Genomic DNA, 18,597 nt, shown 5'->3' with positions numbered 1-18,597 from the left:
CTTCATACTGCCGGTTCGCGCCGCCGGAACGATTGCCATTTGAGATAGGACAGGCTTCGCCACGCCCATTCCATCGGCCCGTTGACGAACCAGCGCGCCCACAGGTTCGCGGCGATCAGGCAGACGACGATCACGGCGGTGGCGATCCAGAACTGGTTCGCCCAGCCAAACCGATCCCACAGATTGAACCCGTAAGGCGAAAACAGAATGTGCAGCCCGATGATCTGCTCAAGGAAATAGACCGAGAATGCCGTGCGCCCCGCCGCCTTGAACGGGCTCAGGATCGTCCGGCCCAAACCGGATTTGAAGATCAGGTTGATGAGCGCGATATGGCCAAGCCCCATCGCCAGCCGCGCGAATTCCTGGGTAATCCAGATCGTTTTCGGCAAGGGGGAGAATGACGAAATCTCCAGCGCCCCGACATAGCGGGCGGCGATGCCGAATGCATAAGCGAGCAGCGTCAGCACCGCATAGAAACGCGTACTGCGCTGCCCCTGGATCACGCCCCATTTCCACAGCGCGACGCCGATCAGCATGGCGAAGAATGCCTCGATCACCATCTGGATCAGCAAACCCTTGCCGATCATGAAGCTGGTCCACATGTTCCAATAGGCACCGGCATAGGCGACCAGACCGCCGGAATGGGCTTTGCGCTCCGCCGCCAGTTCTTTCTTCGCTTTCTCGTTCGGCTTGAAGCGGTCGAGCCGCTTCTGCCAGTCGTCGAGCGTCTTCTTCTGCTCCGCGTTCACCGGCTTGCCCGTCGCCTTGTGCGCCTGTGCCGCCTCGACCTTTGCGATCAGATCGACCCGCTCGGCATATTGGATCGTGCCGGTGATCGCGGTGAACAGCGCGAACCCGCAACCCAGCGCTAGCAGCAATTTCGGCCCCAGCGTGCGGAATGGAAACAGGAACAGCGCCGCGAGGGCATAGACGGTCAGAATGTCGCCGACCCAAAGCACGATGAAGATGTTGAGCAACCCGAAGCCGAGCAGCCACAAATTGCGGCGCATATAAAGGTCGGCGACTGCGACGGGGCCATCAGGCTGCATCGCCCGTGCCGTCAGCACCATGAAGCCTGCTCCGAACAGGAACTCCAGCATGCACCGCTGAGTCCCCTCCAGCAGCGTCTGAACCGCGATCCAGGCAAAGCGGTCGGCATCGGTCCAGCCAATCAGGCGAAAATCGCCGAACAAATGCGCGACCGGTGATGCCTGAAACCCGATATTCATGTAGAAGATCAGCAGGATCGCAACGCCGCGCAGCACGTCGAGAATGTCGATCCGCGCGGTGCCGGACACCGGCGCCAGTTTCGTCTCATCCGTCACGAATCGCCCCCGCACCCCGTGTAAGGGGCGCAGGGTGCGAGCGGGTTACAAGGGCGTCAATTCATTTCGCGGGCGTCTTGGTATTCCGGTCGAGGAAGTCGAGGATCGTCGTCCACAGATGCACGCTGATCCCCGGCCCTGCGACGCGGTGGGTCTGGCCCGGATACAGCATCGTCTCGAACGGCACTGCCCCCGCCTGCATCCGCGCCATCATCACGGTCGAATGCTCCAGCACGACATTGTCGTCGGCCATGCCGTGGATCAGAAGCAGCGGATCGGCGATCTTCGTCGCGTCGGCGACAGTGTTGGCCTTGTCATAAGCGGCCTGAACTTGGCGCGGATCGCCCATGTAACGCTCGGTGTAATGGGTGTCGTACAGCTCCCATTTGCTGACCGGCGCGCCTGCCACGCCAGCCGCAAACACGCCCGGTGCGGCCTGCAGCATCTTCAGTGTCATATAGCCGCCATAGGACCAGCCATAGGTCGTCACCTTGCCCGGATCGACGAAATCGAGGGTCTTGAGGTATGCGGCCCCGGCAAGCTGGTCCGTCACCTCGACCCCGCCCATCGCCTGAAACAAATGATCCTCGAACGCCTTGCCGCGATTGGCGGCGCCGCGATTATCGAGCGCGAACCAGATATAGCCGCGATCGACGATCGCCTGCTGGGTTGCGCCACCCCAAGCCCGGCTCACTTGTTGCGAGTGCGGGCCGCCATAATGGTGGAAGAAAACCGGGTATTTGCGCCCCGGCTCCAGCGGCGGGGTAATCATTTCCCAGTGCAGCGTCGTGCCGTCCGCCGCCTTGATCGTCCCAAACTGCTTGCGGCGGTGGCTGGCGAGGAACGGGGCATAGGGGTGGTCGCCCGCGACCCGGTTCTCATTGACCCAGGCAAGCCGCTTGCCCGCGCCATCGGTGAGCAGCACCTGCGGCGGCTGATCGCCCTTGGAACGCGTGACGATGATGCGACTGGCATCGCGGTTTGCATTGGCGGTGTTCCAATATCCCGCCTCGCTGATGCGGGTGACAGCACCCGGTTTGGCCAGATCGACGACGTAGAGGTGGCGTTCGAGCACGCCATCCTTGTTGCCGGTAAAGGTGATGCGGCCCGTGGCTTCATCGACGCCGACCAGATCGGCGACTTCCCAGTCGCCTTTGGTCAGTGGCGTCCACTTGCCGCCTTTGAAGCGGTACAGATGACCGTGGCCGTCGCGCTCGGACCACCAGATCAGGCTGCCGTCGCCCAGCGCACGATAGGCGTCGGACAGGTTGATCCAGCTCTTCGCGCCGGATTTCTCGCTGAACAGGATGCGCGATTTACCCGTTGTGGGATCGACCGCGAGCATGTCGAGCACCGTCTGCGCGCGGTTCTGGCGCTGGACGAGCAGGGTCTTGCCGTCCGGCGTCCAGTCGACGCGGGCGAGGTAAATATCGGTCTCGCTGCCGAGATCGACTTTCACGCGACCCGTGCCGTCGGGCTTCATGACGTAGAGATCGACCAGCACATTGGCGGTGCCCGCCTCGGGATAGCGCTGGTCATAGACGCGCGTGGTTTCCGCGCCGATTGCGGTGCGGCTGACGACACCGACCGGCGCTTCGTCGAAGCGCTGGACGGCGATGCGCTTGTCGTCGGGCGACCACCAGTAACCGGTGCGACGAGCCATTTCCTCCTGCGCGACGAATTCCGCCTCGCCGAAATGGACGGTGCCGGTCCCTTCGCTCGTAACCTTTATCTCCTTGCCCGCCGAGAGGTCGAGAACGACGAGATTCTGGTCGCGGACAAAGCTGGCATAGCCGCCTTTGGGGCTGATGACGGGATTGAGCTCACTGCCCTCGGTCGCGGTCAGGCGTCGGACATCGCCCGCCAGCGTGGCGAGATAGAGGTCGCCGTCTAGGGGCACGAGGATCGACCGGCCATCGGGTGCCCAGTCATAGGCGACGATGCCGCGCGTATCGCCGATACGCGCGCGTTCGCGCTGCATCTTTTCCGCCTCGGAAATCTCAGCGCCGGTCCCGATCTTCTTGCTGTCGACCAGCATGCGCCACGCGCCGCTGGCGGTGTCCATCGTCCACAGGTCGAACCGCTCGCGCTCATCGTCGCGGTTACGCAGCACGGTGACGTATTTGCCGTCGGGTGACAGCTTCAGCATTCGCGGCGTGGTGCCGGCCAGGTCGGGGCTCGCGAAAACGCGTTCGAGTGTCAGGTCGCCGGGCGTCGGGTCGCGTGCTTCAGCGCTCATCGTACCGATACCCACCACCAACGCGACCGCTCCAAGAACCTGTTTCAACATTCTGCTTACTCATAAACAACAAGGTATTCGCTATCGACCTTCGACAGCGCTGCGGTCAATGCCGCCGAGAACGAAGCGTGGCCCCTTCCCTTCTGTCCCCGCCTGATCGCCGGGGTTGTACAGCCCGCACTTCTTCAGCGACAGGCAACCGCAACCGATGCAGCCATCGAGCTTGTCGCGGGTGCGCTCCAGAATGGCGATGCGGCGGTCGATCTCTGCGCGGAAATGGCGGCTGATCCGTTCCCAGTCCTGCAACGTCGGGGTGCGGCCGAGCGGCAATTGCGCCAGTTGTGCAGCAATCTCCTGCACCGTCAGCCCCATGCGTTGCGCGATCAGCGCGAACGACAGGCGACGGATATCCGAACGCAGGAAGCGGCGCTGATTACCGCTGGTCCGGATCGGCTCGACCAGCCCGCGGCTCTCGTAAAAGCGGATTGCCGAAACCGACAGGCCGGTGCGCGCCGCCAGTTCGCCGATCGTCAGAAGCTCATTCCCGCGCATCGCAATTTTCCGCTTGATCTCAACTTATGTTGAGGTTGTAGCGGAGTTGGGCACGCACACGCAAACCGAAAGGAAATGTCATGCCCGTTACCGCAATCGAACACGTCAACCTCACCGTCACCAGCCCAGCGCGCACCGCGAAACTGATGCAGCATCTGTTCGGCTGGCACATCCGCTGGCAGGGGGCGGCGCGCGACGGCGGCAGCGCCATCCACGTCGGCGAGGCAAATTCCTATCTCGCACTCTACGCGCCGCGGGGAGACGCCCCGCAGCGTTATCCCAAGGGCGAGCCGCTCAATCATGTCGGCATCGTCGTGGACGATCTGGATGGGGTGGAGGCAAAGGTTTACGCGGCGGGGCTGACGCCGTTCAGCCATGGCGACTACGAACCCGGCCGCCGTTTCTATTTCCTCGATTTCGATGGGATCGAGTATGAGATCGTAAGTTACGGGTGATCGCGGTCTTGGCCCTCTCCCGTTCTTCACGGGAGAGGGTTGGGTGAGGGTCTTCTTCTGCTGATCTTCGGGAGCCGCGAAGAGAAGTAGAAGGCCTCCCCAACCCCTCCTGCGAAGGCGGGAGGGGCTTAAGAAGAAGGCGGGTCAAGCACGCGCCAGCGGCACCGCGCACAGGCTGAGCATTCGGCTCGCGATCTCGCGTTCGCCCATCACCACGTCACCCGCCCCCTTGGCCTCGAGATGCGCGACCTCGGCATCCGAATGCGCGCGGGCGACGATGGCGATGGCGGAGTTTTGCGCTTTCGCCGCCTCGACCACCGCACCGCCCTCGAACCCTTCGGGAATCGCGATCAGCAACCGGCTGGCCCGATCGATACGGGCGGCTTTTAACGCTTCCGGATCGACCGCATTGCCGCGCACCACGTCCAGCCCGGCCTCTTTCGCTTCCTTGGCGATATCGGCCTGATCCTCGATCAGGATGAAGCGGCGTTTGCGCGCCAGCAGGTCGCGCGCGATCAACTTGCCGACGCGGCCGTAGCCGACCAGAATCACATGATCCTGAAAGTCCCCGGTATCGACCGGCGGTTCGATCGGGTCGGTCTTTTCCTGCCGCTTTGGCACCAGCCAGGTGAAGATGAAGGGATTCACCAAAATCGAGATCAGCGCACCGGCCAGGATCAGATCGCGTCCCTCCGGCGGCAGGATCTGGAGCCCGACCCCGAGGCCGACGAGAATGAACGAAAACTCACCGATCTGCGCCAGACTGGCAGCGGCGGTGATCGCGATGCGATGCGTGTATTTGAGCGCGCGGACGATGAAATAGGCCGCGACCGATTTGCCGAACACGATGATGAGGACGGTGACGATCAGCGGCAGTGGCTGTTCGATCAGCACCGCCGGATTGAACAACATACCCACCGAAACGAAGAACAGCACGGCAAACGCGTCGCGCAGTGGCAGCGTTTCCTCGGTCGCCTGACGGCTGAGCGGGGTTTCGCCCAAAATCATGCCGGCGAAGAACGCACCCAGAGCGAACGACACATCGAACACGACGGCGGCACCGAACGCAACGCCGAGCGCGATGGCGAGCACGGCAAGGCGAAACAGCTCGCGTGAGCCGGTATGCACGACCCAGTGCAGCGCCAGCGGGATCAACCGACGCGCGACCAGCAGCATGACGACGAGAAAGCCGGTAATCTTGAACGCCGTCTGCGCCAGCGGCACCAGCAATGCAGACCAGGTCATCGGGCCGTCACTCTTCATCACTTCGGCGAGTGCTGGCAGCAGGACGAGCGCGAGGACCATCACCAGATCCTCGACGATCAGCCAGCCGACCGCGATCCGTCCGCGTTCAGTATCGACGATGCCGAATCCCTGAAGGCCGCGCAGCAGCACCACGGTGCTGGCAACCGACAGCGCAAGGCCGAATACGAATCCCGCGAGTGGATCCCAGCCCAGCACCCAGGCAAGCCCCATGCCCATCAGCACGGCGGAGGCGATCTGGACGATCGCCCCCGGCACCGCGACCTTGCGCACCGCGAGCAGGTCGCGCAGCGAAAAGTGCAGGCCGACACCGAACATCAGCAGGATGACGCCAATCTCGGCCAGTTCAGCGGCAAGGTTGCCGTCCGCGACGAAGCCGGGGGTAAACGGTCCCACCATGATCCCGGCGAGCAAATAGCCCGCGATCGGCGACACTTTCAGCTTGTGCGCGATGGCACCCATGATGAAGGCCATGACGAGGCCAGCGACGATCGTGGCGATGAGCGGCGTGTGGTGCATGCATTTGTCCCTGTATCGTCCGGACCTTGCGGTCCGGACGTAGCATCATTCTGTCGTTGCGCCGATCACCGCCGCAGCGAGCGCGGCGCTTCCGCCGATCCCGCCCCAAATGGCGGGCGCGAACCACCAGGGTGGTCGCCTCTTGCGTGGTGTCTCCATGACATTCTCCCAATTCAGGCACCGGACGGCGCGTTTAGGGGAAGGTCAGTTCAGCGGGGGTGCGCGCGGGCTGCCATCGACAACCGCGTGGAACGTCAGAATCGGTGCGGCGGGTGCGAGAAGCGCGTTGTCGGTCTGTGGAATCGTGGGAACCGTAACGGACGGCGGCGTGCGCGTTACCGCAATACCGCCCCCCTGCCCGCTTGCGGGGCCATCGTCTCGGCGCATAGTCTCGTCCGTCACGCGCGGCTGCGCGCGGGTGGGCTGGAGCGCGACGGCGGTAGTGGAAGGATGGAACGCGGAGCCCAGCGCGGTCGTGCGCGGCAACCCGCCCGGGATCAGCGACGACAGCAGCGCCGTCGCCAATGCCAGCCAAAGCGCGACGACGAACACCGGCAGCCGAAGCCGTGCGGTCTGTCGTTGCGAGAGGGTGGTCAATGTCATGCCCCTTCAATCTATGACGATCCGGCCCCGGTTCAACCCGTGAGCGGCAAATCAGCGCGGGATCGACACCACCACGCGCCGGTTCTGCGCACGCCCCGCCGGGTTATCCTTGCCGTCTGGCGCCTCGTTCGCGGCGACGGGGTCGGCTTTACCCTTCCCCGTTACCGTGAACTGGCGTTGACGCACGCCGATCTGCTGGCTCATCCAGTCCGCTACCGACTGCGCGCGTTGTTGCGACAGAGTCAGGTTATAGGCGTCGTTGCCCTTGGCATCGGTATAGCCGATAACCTCGACCGCCCCCGCCGGCGATTGGCGGATCAACTCGGCGACCTTGGCGAGATTGGTCGACGCCGCATCGGTCAGGTCCGCGCGATCGAATTCAAACAGCGTATCGGCCGGCAGATCGATCATGATCCGCGTCTCGCTAGTATGCACGCTCAGCCCGCTGATGTTGCCGTTGAGCGCGCTGGTCGAACCGGTCAGGTTGGCCCCGGCGGCGGGCGTTGCGATCGCTGCAGGGCTGGCCGCCGTGCTAGGCGCAGTGACATTAGCCGGTATCGGCGCATTGTCCGAACACCCAGCCAGGGCGATCACCGCGATTAACGCCAACCTCACCGCGTCACCGGCACGCCATCAAAGGGTGCGGTGCCGGGAATGTTAATCGACACCGTCTTGCTGTCTCCGGCAGGCGCGGGAAATTTGAACCATACAATCACGGGCGCGCGACCGGACGAGAAGATCAACTGGTCGCCGCTGCTGGTAAGCGGCGCGGCCAGCCATTTTCCGGCATTGTCCTTTAGGACGCCGAGTTGGCGGGCATTGGCGTCATCGATCACGCTGACTTCATCGGCCGCGATCACCTGCGACGCGGTGCCGCCAGTGTAGGTGAGCTGAACGGTCAGGACGTCGCCGGTAACCGCGACCTTGTTGAGCGCGACCTGTGTGCCACTCGACGCCGGCTGGGTCTGGATGACGGTTTGCGCAGCGACTGTGGGTGTCGGCGACGGCACCACTTCGGCGCGAGTCACACCGGATGCACTGGTTTCGACCGGTGCCGTGGTTGCGGACGTCGTCTGATTGCTTTCTGGCGCCACACTGCAGGCGACCAGCGGCAAGAGCGCGGCGACAGGCAGGGTTTTCAGCAGCATTCGCATGGGTTTCTCCCGAGTTTCCCGGGAAATACGTTTCGGACGTGTCGCGGGTTCCGAAACGAAGCGGGGCGCGAAGGTTTCCCTTCGCGCCCCGCGCTGTTCGTGTTGACGACCGACTTATTCGGCTGCGGCAACCGTCTTTGCCGGACGCGGATCGCGGCGCTCGGCGATGCGGGCCGACTTGCCGGTGCGGCCACGCAGATAATAGAGCTTCGCACGACGCACGACGCCGCGGCGGACGACTTCGATGCTGTCGATGTTCGGCGAATAGAGCGGGAAGACGCGCTCGACGCCCTCACCGAACGAAATTTTGCGAACGGTGAAGTTGCTGCCCATGCCCTTGTTCGAGCGGGCGATGCACACGCCTTCATAATTCTGAACGCGGGTGCGCTCGCCTTCGACGACCTTCACGCCGACCTTCAGCGTGTCGCCGGGGCGGAATTCCGGGATTTTCTTGTTCTCAACGAACTTGGCAATGTTCTCGGCTTCTAGCGTCTGGATGAGATTCATCTCATTCGTCCTTCTTCATGTGCGCACCAGAGGGAGACTGGACCCGAGCACCGTCGTGGCGCTCCCAAAGATCCGGCCTCCTTAGCCGTGTATCGGTCTCGGCCATCGACTTTCGCCACGCCGCGATCCGCGCATGATCCCCCGATCGCAACACTTCGGGGATCATTCGCCCTTCCCACTCAACGGGTCGGGTATATTGCGGGTATTCGAGCAGCCCCGTCTCGAAGCTCTCGTCATCTCCGCTGGAAGGCGCGCCCATTACGCCGGGAAGCAGCCGAATGCAAGCGTCGAGCAGGACCAGTGCGCCCATCTCGCCGCCGGACAGGATATAGTCGCCGATCGACACCTGTTCGATGGAGCGGGCGTCGAACAGGCGCTCGTCGAACCCCTCGAACCGGCCGCACAGGATCGACACGCCGGGGCCAGTGGCGAGGTCGCGGATGCGCGCTTGTGTGAGCGGTGCGCCGCGTGGCGTCATGGCGAGCATTGGGCGGTCATAGCCGACGCTGTCACAGGCGGCTGCGAGGATGTCGGGTTTGAGCACCATCCCTGCCCCGCCGCCTGCCGGGGTGTCGTCGACCGTACGATGCCTGTCGGCGGCGAAGTCGCGGATTTGCACCGCGTCGAACGACCATTTCCCCTCGGAAAGCCCGCGCCCGGCGATGGACGTGCCGAGCGGGCCGGGGAACATCTCCGGGTAAAGGGTCAAGACGGTAGCGGCGAAGGTCATTGGCTCCAGTTCTCGATCTTCAGGTCCGGGATGTCCGCGAAATCGGCTTCATCGTTGGTGACGATCGTTGCATCGATGCTGAGTGCATGGGCGGCCAGCAACCGGTCAAACCGTGCGCGCTTAAATGGCAATTTGGCGTAAGCGCGCGCTGCCGCCTCGTCGAATGGTGCCAGCGGGACTGCCTCTACAAATGCCTCGATCAACTCGGGCGGTGGTGGCTTGCCGTGTGCCGTACCCAGAATGACCTCCGCGAACGTGATCGTAGATAGCGCCACTTCACCCGGCGCACAGTCGGCAAGCCGGGCCACGAGTTTCGGGTAAGCGCCGGAAAGCGCGTGGATGACGCAATTGGCATCGATGAAATAGCGCGTCACGCTTTGCCACCGCCTCCACCACTCAACGCTTCCCGCGCGGCGATTGTGCTTGGACGCTCTTCGAACTCTCGCAATTCTGGCGGGATTGGCTTGAGCCAGGGCGCCTTACCCGCAAACTTGCTGATATCGATCTTCCTCGGCGTCGGCTCGACAGGCTCCATACTAAACCCCTGTCGTTCCTCGCGTAACACCATCTCGGTGCCTTCCTTCAGGCCAAGGCCCTTTGGCAACCGCAGGGCCAATGAATTGCCCGACTTGAAAATCTTTGCGCGATATTCCTCGCCCATGTCATATCTCCAGTATATACGTGATGTATATACATTTGCGAAGCAGTTCAAGGAACTCATCTGTACCTCGTAATTTGGAGCCCCCAATGGACGATTGCATCATCATCGGCGCGGGACCGGCGGGGTTGACCGCTGCGATCTATCTGGCGCGCTATCACCTGTCGATCCGGCTGTTCGACAATGGCAGCAGCCGGGCGGCGTTGATCCCGCGGACGCACAATCATGCGGGCTATCCGGAGGGGATTCGCGGCACCGAATTGCTGGCGGCGATGCATGCGCAGGCCGCGCGGTTCGGGGTGATGCGGGAGCAGACGACTGTGGCCAGGATCGAAACGCTGGACGATGGCTTTGTTGTCCATGTGCAGGGCCGTGAATTTTCGGCTCGCAGCGTGTTGCTGGCCACCGGGGTGGTCAATAACCGGCCCGACGGTATCGACGACATCCATGACGAAGCGTTGCAGCGAGGGCTGCTGCGCTACTGTCCGATCTGTGACGGGTATGAGGTCACCGACAAGTGTATCGCGGTCGTCGGCACCGGCGATCACGGGATGCGGGAGGCGTTGTTTCTGCGCGCCTATAGCGCGGATGTAACGCTGATCGCGCCGGATGCGGAGCATATGCTGGATACCAAATGCGCTGAGGCGCTGGACGATGCCGGGGTGGCGCGGGTCGATGGGCCGTGTGGCGGCTATGCGATCGAGGGCGAGCGGATCGTCGTGGAGACGGCGCGGGGCCGGATGGATTTCGACACGCTCTATCCGGCGCTGGGGTCGGTGATCCGGTCGCAACTGGCAGTAGCAGCCGGCGCGCGGGCGACTGACGACGGGTGCCTGGAGGTGGACGACCATCAGCGCACCTCGATCCCCGGCCTGTTCGCGGCGGGCGACGTGGTGAAGGGGCTGGACCAGATCAGCAACGCGATGGGTCAGGCCGGGGTTGCCGCCACCACGATCCGCAACATGTTGAACGCGCAGCAGCCGATCCGGCGCTAATCCGGCTGCGGAAACAAACGCAGCGCCTGGATTGTCGGCGGGTTGGTGGGGGCGAGCAAGATCTGGCCGTCGATCTTGCCCTTCGCGCAGTTCCAGCGGAACGCGGTCGAGAGGTTACCAGTCGGGGCGAGCGGCTCTGCCGTGGAGCATTCGCCGACCACCCCCTTGATCCGCGCAAACTCCTTCGTCCAGTTTTCGGACGAACGATCGAGCGGAAAGTTCATAGCAAGCTTGCCGTCCAATGGATTGAGATTGCCTGCTAAATAGGCCGCGCGTGCTGCGTCCTGCATCTGCCCTAGCAACGGATTGAGCGGTATCGGACGTGGGCCGATCGCGTCGGTCTTGGCGATCGCCCACAAGCTTTGCCACACCGGGACGGACGGGGCCTGATAGGTGCGGTTGGTGAAGCCAAACGCGGCCACACCGCGCTCCGGTGCGAGCACGACGAAGCTGCCATAGCCGGGATAGCCGCCGCCATGGCTGAGCGTCAGGCCCAGGTCGCAGTCCGGCGTGACGCGCATGCCCATGCCATAGGCGATGGCGTGAACGCATTTGTCGCCCGCCGCCGCACCGTTGCGCGGGGCGATGCGGACGAAATTCAGTCCCTGCGCCATTTCGCGCACGGTCGAGCGCCGCACAGGGCCAATATCCGCCCCGTCGCGGGCGGGCCATGCGGACAGCAGGAAACTCAACCACTTGGCATAATCCGGTGCGGTGGTGATGACGCCGCCCATCGCGCCGAACGCGCCGTCGCGCATCGACGGCTCCTCCACCCATTGCTCGCCCTCCCACCGATAGCCGATGGCGAGCTTCCCCGTCGGCACCTTTGCAATGTCATAGGTCGTGCTGGCCATGTCGAGCGGACGCATGATCGTGTCGCGGATATAGGCCTGATAAGGCCTGCCCGAGGCGTTGGTGACGATGCGGCCGAGCAGGGCATAGCCGAAATTGGAATATTCATGGGCACCCTGCCCCACTCGGCTCCACGGGACGCCGGCGGCGATCATGGGGGTGAACTCGGCCTCGCTCAGCACCTGTTGCCGGTCGCCCCAGGGATCGTCGGTGACGAAGCCGCCGACATGGGCGAGGAGGTCGCGGATGCGGATGCGCGGGGCGTCGCTGGTCGGATATTTCCAGCCGCGCATCTGGGGAATGTGTTTCTCGGCGAGATCGTCGAGCGCCAGCCTGCCGTCGTCGCGTAGCTTCAGGATGGCGAGCGCGGTAAAGGCCTTGCTCATCGACGCGATGCGAAAGCGGGTGTCGAGCTGAACCGGCGCGCCACCGATCGTCTGCACACCGACCATCGACAGCGTCGCCAGCTTGCCGTCCTTGACCACGGCATAGACCATGCCGGGAACGGGCGTGCGCTCGCGGAATTTGGCGAAGGCATCGCCGATCTCAACCAGCGCCGTGGGCGGGACATAACCGGTTTCGGCCTTATCCTGCGCATATGCCGAATCCGGTACCGCAAGCCATGCGGCGAAGGCCGCGCACTTGACATACTTGACGTTTTTAACGGTCGTCACGCGCGTTGTCGCCTTCGCAAACGGGCGGCGTAAAGCTGTGCGGATGGACTGATTCAGCATCCGCACAGGCAATCAGAGATTTTCCAACATTGGAAGGGATTTCGCTCCCGGCGCAGCCCTAGCCCGCCAGATAGTCGTCGAGCTTGTCGAAGCTGCCTCTCCAGCCATCCTTCATTGATTCCATCATGCTGGCGAACATCGCTTCCTCCTCCGGCGTGGCATCGACCGGCGTCCAGGTCAGTGTGATGCGGGTGCCGCCATCATCCCCCACAAACGCGATATCGGTGCGCATGACGTGCGGCCAGACGTCGAAGAACGGCGCTTTCACGATGTTGGCGGCTTCGTCGGCGAAGCTCTGGTCATAAATTAGCCGGTGCGGACGCGCGACATCGTGATAGCGCACCAGCGTGTGCATCTCCGCTCCGTCGGCGGCGCGAAAGTGCGAGTGCAGCGTCGAACCCGGCGCAATGTCGCCGCTGAGGACGGTGACCTGTGAGCCGGTCGGACCGGACCACACCGCCATCTGCGCTGGATCGGCCCAGGCATCGAACACGCGCGCGATCGGCGCGGCGAAACGGCGCTGGATGGTGAATACCGGCGCGATGCGGGCGTCAGTCATGCTTCTCTCCATCTGACAATGCCGAAAGATAGGCGTCGAGCCGGTCGAACTTCGCGTCCCAGTCGCCACCCAACCGCTCCAGCCATTCGGCGGGTTCGGCGATCGCCTCGCGCTTCAGGCGGCGTGGGCGCGACTGGCCGCTGGCGGCGGATTCGATCAGGCCAGCGCGTTCGAGCACCTTGAGGTGTTTGGAAATCGCCGGTTGGCTCAGCGCAAAGGGCGCGGCGAGTTGGGAAACGGTCGCCTCGCCTTTCGCCAGTTGCGCAAGCATCGCGCGGCGGGTGGGGTCGGCCAGCGCGGCAAAGGCAAGATCGAGCGACTCGTTCATAACCGAATAGATATATATCTATTCGGTTATATAAATGGGTCGTTGTTATTCCGCCCAGCCGTCTGCCACCGTCAAACTTGCGTCATCCCAGTGCGGCACCGCCTCGGGGCGCATCGGGATCATGAAGCGCTTGCCGTCTGGACGGGCGATTTCAAGCACATCGCCTGCACCGAAATTGTCGATTGTGGCGACGGTACCGAGCGCGCCGCCCGCCTCGTCAATTACCGCCAGCCCGATCAGGTCGGCATGGTAATACTCCCCCTCCCCCAACGGCGGCAGCGCGGTGCGGGGCACGGTGAGTTCGGTGCCACGCATCTTTTCGGCGGCGGTGCGGTCTGGAATTTCGGCGAAGCGCGCGATGGCCCCGTTGGAGCCATCGCGCAGCGTCTTCAGCGTCAGCGCACCGGCATTGAAGCTGCGGTGCGCGGACAGATCTTCGGCAAAGACCTTCAGCCGGACCTCCCCCGCCACACCATGCGCGCCGATGATGACGGCAAGCGTGACGGGGGTGTCGCTTGGCATCAGCCTTCAGCCTTTTCCTCAGTGGCTTCGGCAGCCGGTGCGTCGGCAGCGGCTTCCTCGGCTGGCGCTTCGGCAGCAGGTGCTTCGGCCGCGATTTCTTCCGCAGGCGCTTCAGGTGCGGCTTCTGCGGGTGCTTCTGCAGCGACTTCCTCGGCCGGTGCTTCTTCAACAACCGGCGCTTCTTCGACGACTTCCGGCTCTGGCTCAGGCGCTGGGGCGGCGGCTGCTGCTGCAGCGGCCTCATCGGCTGCCTTCTGCTTCTCGGCGCGCTCTTCCAGACGCTCGACGGCCTTCTCGCCGGGCTTGCCCTTGTTCGGGTTGTTCTTGGCGGTGCGCTCCTTGACGCCGGTCACGTCCAGGAAGCGGGCAACGCGGTCGGTCGGCTGTGCGCCGACGCTCAGCCAATGCTTTGCGCGATCGGTGTCGAGCTTCAGGCGGTTCTCATCGTCCTTGGCGAGCAGCGGGTTGTAGGTGCCGATCTTCTCCAGGAATTTGCCGTCGCGCGGGCTACGCGCATCGGCAACGACGATGCGGTAATAAGGGCGCTTCTTCGAGCCGCCACGCGACAGACGCATGCTGAGTGCCATTGATATTCTTCCTTCTTCTAATTCTAAACGGTTGAAATTATTTCTTGTTGTTCAAAAGCTTGGCCAGATCGGGCGGAATGTCCGCGCCGCCGGGCATGCCGGGTAGACCGCCGCCCGGACCACCTAATTTGCCCATCATGTCGCCCATTCCGGGACCGCCCAGCGCATTGCCAAGGCCACCCATGCCGCCTTTTCCGAGCATCCCCAGCATGCCCTTCAATCCGCCCATCTTCTTGATGCGCTTCATCGCGGTGGACATTTCCTGATGCATTTTCAGCAGCTTGTTCACGTCCTGAACGTTGGTGCCGCTGCCCTTGGCGATGCGGATCTTGCGCTTGGCGTTGAGCAGTTCCGGCTTGGCGCGCTCCTTCGGCGTCATCGACGTGATCATCGCGTCCATGCGCAGCAGGATGCGTTCGTCGACCGCGCCGCCGGCCATCGCCGCCTGCGCCTTCTTCATGCCGGGGATCATGCCCGCGAGTGCGCCGATGCCGCCCATCTTGCGCATCTGCGCCAACTGGCCGCGCAGGTCGTTCATGTCGAACTGACCCTTGGCCAGCCGCGCCGCCATTTTCTCGGCGTCTTCGGCGTCGATCGCCTGTGCGGCCTTTTCGACCAGCGAGACGACGTCGCCCATGCCCAGGATGCGGCCGGCGACGCGCTGCGGGTGGAACGGCTCGATCGCGTCGAGCTTTTCACCGACACCGGCGAACTTGATCGGCTTGCCGGTGACGGCGCGCATCGACAGCGCCGCGCCACCGCGTGCATCGCCATCCATGCGAGTCAGGATCACGCCGGTCAGCGGCACCTGATCGGAGAAGTTCTGCGCGACATTGACCGCGTCCTGCCCGGTCAGCGCATCGACGACGAGCAGGATTTCCTGGGGCTTCGAGATTTCGGCGACCGCCTTCATCTCGTCCATCAGCTGCTGGTCGACGTGCAGGCGGCCCGCAGTATCGAGCATCAGCACGTCGAAGCCCTGAAGCTTCGCGGCCTGAAGCGAGCGACGCGCGATATCGACCGGCTGTTGTCCGGCGACGATCGGCAAGGTCACGACTTCGGTCTGCGTGCCGAGGATCGCGAGCTGTTCCTGCGCAGCGGGGCGATTGACGTCGAGCGACGCCATGATGACCTTCTTGCCCTGCTTCTTCAGCAGCTTGGCAAGCTTCGCGGTCGTCGTGGTCTTGCCCGAGCCCTGAAGACCGACGAGCATGATGACAGCGGGCGGGGTAACACCGAGTTCGAGTTCGGCCGTGTCCGGGCCGAGCATTTCGATCAGCGCGTCGTTGACGATCTTGACGACTTGCTGGCCCGGCGTGACCGAGCGGAGCACCCGCTCACCGATCGCCTGTTCGGTAACGGTCTCGACAAACTGGCGCGCGACGGGGAGCGCGACGTCAGCCTCAAGCAGCGCGATCCGCACTTCGCGCATCGCGGCCCGCACATCGGCCTCGGTCAGCGCGCCACGGCCCTTCAGACGGTCGAATACGCCGCCAAGCCGTTCGCTCAGACTATCGAACACACGCTTCTCCAAATGTTGCCCTGGCCCAAAACGCAAAACACGCCGGCGGACGAAACCTCGTCAGCCAGCGTCACCACATAGGGTGTATTACGTCGCGTTCCAGGGAACGGTCGGGTGGGGGCTTAGCGGGAAATTCGCGGCGGTGCAACCGGCAGCTATTCGGCAGACGAGAACAGTGAGACATAATCCCGCGCGCCGTGCCGATAGCGCAGGACCATCACCACATGATCGGTCACTCTGTAAAAGATGAGGTAGTCGCGATAAGCTCGCCGCCTGATGCCGAGATGGGCCAGTTCGGGGACAAGTGGAAATCGACCCGGAAAATTCACAAGGTCTTGCGCCTTTTGATCCAGTTCGATGACGAAAGTCACGCGCGTGCTGGATTGTCGTCCGCGATGTAGTCCGCAATTGATTCCAGATCGCGCGCGGCGTCCGTCGAAACGACCACTTTCACGTTGTGGACTGGCCCTTTGCCATGTCAGTGTATTTCGCGACGAGGCGCGTCGTGACATCTTCCAGATCATGCCCCCCACCGGCTTCGATTTCCTCGATCCCGCGGCGAATCGACGCTTCCAGTTCCGCCAGCTTCGCCTCACGCTCCTGGATGATGCGCACGCCTTCGCGCAGCACTTCACTTCGCGAATTATAGCGCCCACGCTTGACCAGATCGGTCACAACTTCTTCCAGACGAGTTCCAAGCTCGACGCTGCTGGCCATATGAAATCTCCTTGAGCCGATAATAGTTATCTGCCGCCACCGATGCAATATTTCACTCGCCGATTTAACTCCATCTATACCCTCCCCGTGAAATACCGTCGCGTTGAGCAGGAACGGGGAGCCTTCGGGCATGGCGCTGGACGTCGAACACGAGCATGAAACAAGTCGCGGCGCGGCGGGCGGCGACCTGATAACGGGCGCGATCAGCGTCGCCGCGATCCTGATGTTCGTTGGCACCGGCAGTTCGGTGCTGTCGAAAACACTCCAGCATTATTTTGAGGGCGGTGAGCCCGCCGACCGCACATTGGTTGTCGCGCTGCTGCTCAACGTCGCGCTGATCCTGTTCGGCTGGAGGCGGCATCGTGCACTGTCGGATGAGGTGCGGGTGCGCGCGGCGGCGGAGGAACGCGCGCATATGCTCGCCAGCCGCGATCCGCTGACCGGCTTTCTCAACCGCCGCAGCCTGGCCGAAGAAGGTGCCGCGATGTTCGTGCGCGCCCAGCGCCGACGCAAGGCGATGGCGCTGATGATTATCGACCTCGATCATTTCAAGACGATCAACGACATGCACGGCCATGCCGTCGGCGACGCGCTGTTGCGCGCGGTGGCCGGCGAGATTGCCGCCGCAATGCCACCAATCGCCCTCACCGCCCGACTCGGCGGAGACGAATTCGCATGCGGGTTCCTGTTCGATCCCGATCAGCCCGCGATGATCGAGCGGATCGCGGAAAAGCTGGTCGCGCGCATCGCGCAGCCGTTCGATGTCGAAGGGCTCCGGCTGCATATCAGTTGCTCGGTCGGCATCGCCCGTTCCGACTTCGACTGCCAGAGCATCGACGCGCTGATCCGCTCCGCCGATATCGCAATGTATTCCGCAAAGAAAACCGGTCGCAACCGCTATGCCTGGTTCGATCAGTCGATGGAGCGCGAACTTCAGACCCGCAACGAGCTGGAATCAGGCCTGCGCACCGCGATCCCGCGCGGCGAGATCGTTCCGTATTTCGAGCAGCAGATCAATCTTCAGACCGGCCAGCTTCACGGGTTCGAGGTGCTGGCGCGCTGGGAGCATCCGACGCGCGGGCTGATAAGCCCCGACATGTTCATCCCGATCGCCGAGGAAACCGGCATGATCGCCGACCTGTCGTTGTCGATCATGCGTCAGGCGTTTACCGCTGCGCGGGACTGGGATCCCGGCCTCAGCCTGTCGGTCAATATCTCGCCGTGGCAGCTGCGCGATGCATGGCTGGCGCAGAAGATCATCAAGGTGCTGACCGAGACCGGTTTCCCCGCCAGCCGGCTGGAAATCGAGATCACCGAAAGCGCGTTGTTCGACAATCTGGCGCTGGCGCAATCGATTGTCGGCAGCCTGAAGAATCAGGGCGCACAACTGGCGCTCGACGATTTCGGCACCGGCTATTCGTCGCTGGCGCACCTTCGCGCGCTACCGTTCGACCGGATCAAGATCGACAAGAGCTTCGTCATCTCATTGAACGAAAGCGCCGACTCCGCCGCCATCGTCAATGCGATCGTGTCGCTGGGCGAGAGCCTGAACCTCCCCATCACCGCCGAGGGCGTCGAGGATGCGGCGATCGAGGCGAGGCTGAAGGCGCTGGGCTGTGCCAAGGCGCAGGGCTGGCATTATGGCAAGCCGCTATCGACATCGGCTGCCCGCCGACTGCTTGCCGAGAGACGACTGCTGGTGCAGCATGTAACGCCGCAACCGGTGGTTCAGACAGTTCCGGAAGGCGACGTAGACGAGCGCATGGTCGGCTAAAG

The 18,597-nt window shown here is 63.4% G+C and carries 22 protein-coding genes; 3 read left to right on the top strand and 19 right to left on the bottom strand.

What is annotated here, in order from left to right:
* Window positions 1–2: 2 nt before the first annotated feature.
* From U1702_RS03850 to soxR, 3 genes are all read right to left on the bottom strand, one after another.
* Entirely contained in the window at window positions 3–1,325 is a 1,323-nt protein-coding gene (locus tag U1702_RS03850; protein WP_332722214.1) for a DUF418 domain-containing protein, read from the bottom strand.
* Window positions 1,326–1,386: 61 nt separating this feature from the next.
* Window positions 1,387–3,564, bottom strand: coding sequence for a S9 family peptidase (locus tag U1702_RS03845; RefSeq protein WP_332722212.1), 2,178 nt, complete (start codon window positions 3,562–3,564; stop codon window positions 1,387–1,389).
* An 81-nt stretch (window positions 3,565–3,645) separates the two neighbouring features.
* Window positions 3,646–4,116 (bottom strand): redox-sensitive transcriptional activator SoxR, encoded by a 471-nt coding sequence (gene soxR / locus U1702_RS03840; RefSeq protein WP_332722210.1) that lies wholly within the window; start codon window positions 4,114–4,116, stop codon window positions 3,646–3,648.
* 80 nt (window positions 4,117–4,196) lie between these two features.
* Between soxR and U1702_RS03835 the strand changes: the two genes are divergently transcribed.
* Window positions 4,197–4,571, top strand: coding sequence for a VOC family protein (locus U1702_RS03835; RefSeq protein ID WP_332722208.1), 375 nt, complete (start codon window positions 4,197–4,199; stop codon window positions 4,569–4,571).
* Between the two features lie 144 nt (window positions 4,572–4,715).
* Here U1702_RS03835 and U1702_RS03830 read toward each other — a convergent pair whose 3' ends face one another.
* The 8 genes from U1702_RS03830 to U1702_RS03795 all read right to left on the bottom strand — a co-directional run bounded on the left by U1702_RS03830 (window position 4,716) and on the right by U1702_RS03795 (window position 10,008).
* Window positions 4,716–6,353: a cation:proton antiporter domain-containing protein gene (locus tag U1702_RS03830; RefSeq protein ID WP_332722206.1), complete on the bottom strand. Its 1,638-nt coding sequence runs from the start codon at window positions 6,351–6,353 to the stop codon at window positions 4,716–4,718.
* A gap of 204 nt (window positions 6,354–6,557) precedes the next feature.
* Window positions 6,558–6,956, bottom strand: a complete 399-nt coding sequence (locus U1702_RS03825; RefSeq protein WP_332722204.1) for a hypothetical protein — start codon at window positions 6,954–6,956, stop codon at window positions 6,558–6,560.
* 51 nt (window positions 6,957–7,007) lie between these two features.
* A complete protein-coding gene (locus tag U1702_RS03820; RefSeq protein WP_332722202.1) occupies window positions 7,008–7,550 on the bottom strand; it encodes an OmpA family protein in 543 nt (180 codons plus the stop codon).
* A gap of 17 nt (window positions 7,551–7,567) precedes the next feature.
* Complete coding sequence (locus U1702_RS03815) at window positions 7,568–8,110, bottom strand: hypothetical protein (RefSeq protein ID WP_332722200.1); 543 nt, start codon at window positions 8,108–8,110, stop codon at window positions 7,568–7,570.
* Between the two features lie 114 nt (window positions 8,111–8,224).
* Complete coding sequence (gene rplS, locus U1702_RS03810; RefSeq protein ID WP_332722198.1) at window positions 8,225–8,617, bottom strand: 50S ribosomal protein L19; 393 nt, start codon at window positions 8,615–8,617, stop codon at window positions 8,225–8,227.
* 1 nt (window position 8,618) lies between these two features.
* Window positions 8,619–9,347: a tRNA (guanosine(37)-N1)-methyltransferase TrmD gene (gene trmD / locus U1702_RS03805; protein WP_332722195.1), complete on the bottom strand. Its 729-nt coding sequence runs from the start codon at window positions 9,345–9,347 to the stop codon at window positions 8,619–8,621.
* Window positions 9,344–9,721 (bottom strand): type II toxin-antitoxin system VapC family toxin, encoded by a 378-nt coding sequence (locus U1702_RS03800; protein WP_332722194.1) that lies wholly within the window; start codon window positions 9,719–9,721, stop codon window positions 9,344–9,346. The genes trmD and U1702_RS03800 overlap by 4 nt, the downstream gene beginning before the upstream one ends.
* The gene (locus U1702_RS03795) at window positions 9,718–10,008 is read right to left on the bottom strand and encodes an AbrB/MazE/SpoVT family DNA-binding domain-containing protein (protein ID WP_332722192.1); all 291 of its coding nucleotides are present in this window, start codon (window positions 10,006–10,008) and stop codon (window positions 9,718–9,720) included. The genes U1702_RS03800 and U1702_RS03795 overlap by 4 nt, the downstream gene beginning before the upstream one ends.
* 86 nt (window positions 10,009–10,094) lie before the next feature.
* On the opposite strand from U1702_RS03795, the gene U1702_RS03790 reads away from it, so the two are divergent.
* Window positions 10,095–11,000, top strand: coding sequence for an NAD(P)/FAD-dependent oxidoreductase (locus tag U1702_RS03790; protein ID WP_332722190.1), 906 nt, complete (start codon window positions 10,095–10,097; stop codon window positions 10,998–11,000).
* Here the strand turns inward: U1702_RS03790 and U1702_RS03785 are convergent.
* From U1702_RS03785 to U1702_RS03750, 8 genes are all read right to left on the bottom strand, one after another.
* Window positions 10,997–12,526 carry a serine hydrolase domain-containing protein gene (locus U1702_RS03785; RefSeq protein WP_332722188.1) on the bottom strand — a complete coding sequence of 510 codons (1,530 nt, stop codon included), beginning with the start codon at window positions 12,524–12,526 and terminating at the stop codon, window positions 10,997–10,999. The genes U1702_RS03790 and U1702_RS03785 overlap by 4 nt on opposite strands.
* A gap of 118 nt (window positions 12,527–12,644) precedes the next feature.
* Window positions 12,645–13,145, bottom strand: a complete 501-nt coding sequence (locus U1702_RS03780) for an SRPBCC family protein (protein WP_332722186.1) — start codon at window positions 13,143–13,145, stop codon at window positions 12,645–12,647.
* A complete protein-coding gene (locus U1702_RS03775; protein WP_332722184.1) occupies window positions 13,138–13,473 on the bottom strand; it encodes an ArsR/SmtB family transcription factor in 336 nt (111 codons plus the stop codon). Before U1702_RS03775 ends, U1702_RS03780 begins: the two co-directional genes overlap by 8 nt.
* A 45-nt stretch (window positions 13,474–13,518) precedes the next feature.
* A complete protein-coding gene (gene rimM, locus U1702_RS03770) occupies window positions 13,519–13,995 on the bottom strand; it encodes a ribosome maturation factor RimM (protein WP_332722183.1) in 477 nt (158 codons plus the stop codon).
* On the bottom strand, window positions 13,995–14,582 hold the full coding sequence (gene rpsP, locus U1702_RS03765) for a 30S ribosomal protein S16 (protein WP_332722181.1): 588 nt from the start codon (window positions 14,580–14,582) through the stop codon (window positions 13,995–13,997). Before rpsP ends, rimM begins: the two co-directional genes overlap by 1 nt.
* Window positions 14,583–14,619: 37 nt before the next feature.
* Window positions 14,620–16,104 carry a signal recognition particle protein gene (gene ffh / locus U1702_RS03760; protein ID WP_332722179.1) on the bottom strand — a complete coding sequence of 495 codons (1,485 nt, stop codon included), beginning with the start codon at window positions 16,102–16,104 and terminating at the stop codon, window positions 14,620–14,622.
* Between the two features lie 155 nt (window positions 16,105–16,259).
* Window positions 16,260–16,475 (bottom strand): type II toxin-antitoxin system RelE/ParE family toxin, encoded by a 216-nt coding sequence (locus tag U1702_RS03755; RefSeq protein WP_332722178.1) that lies wholly within the window; start codon window positions 16,473–16,475, stop codon window positions 16,260–16,262.
* Window positions 16,476–16,554: 79 nt separating this feature from the next.
* Complete coding sequence (locus U1702_RS03750; RefSeq protein ID WP_332722177.1) at window positions 16,555–16,821, bottom strand: type II toxin-antitoxin system ParD family antitoxin; 267 nt, start codon at window positions 16,819–16,821, stop codon at window positions 16,555–16,557.
* A gap of 130 nt (window positions 16,822–16,951) precedes the next feature.
* Here U1702_RS03750 and U1702_RS03745 point away from each other — a divergent pair, with 130 nt between their 5' ends.
* Window positions 16,952–18,595 carry a putative bifunctional diguanylate cyclase/phosphodiesterase gene (locus U1702_RS03745; protein ID WP_332722175.1) on the top strand — a complete coding sequence of 548 codons (1,644 nt, stop codon included), beginning with the start codon at window positions 16,952–16,954 and terminating at the stop codon, window positions 18,593–18,595.
* The last annotated feature ends 2 nt before the right edge of the window (window positions 18,596–18,597 follow it).

The sequence above is a fragment of the Sphingomonas sp. LT1P40 genome (genome assembly GCF_036663835.1).
Lineage (GTDB): Bacteria > Pseudomonadota > Alphaproteobacteria > Sphingomonadales > Sphingomonadaceae > Sphingomonas.
This window is presented reverse-complemented; position numbering and strand designations above follow the sequence as displayed.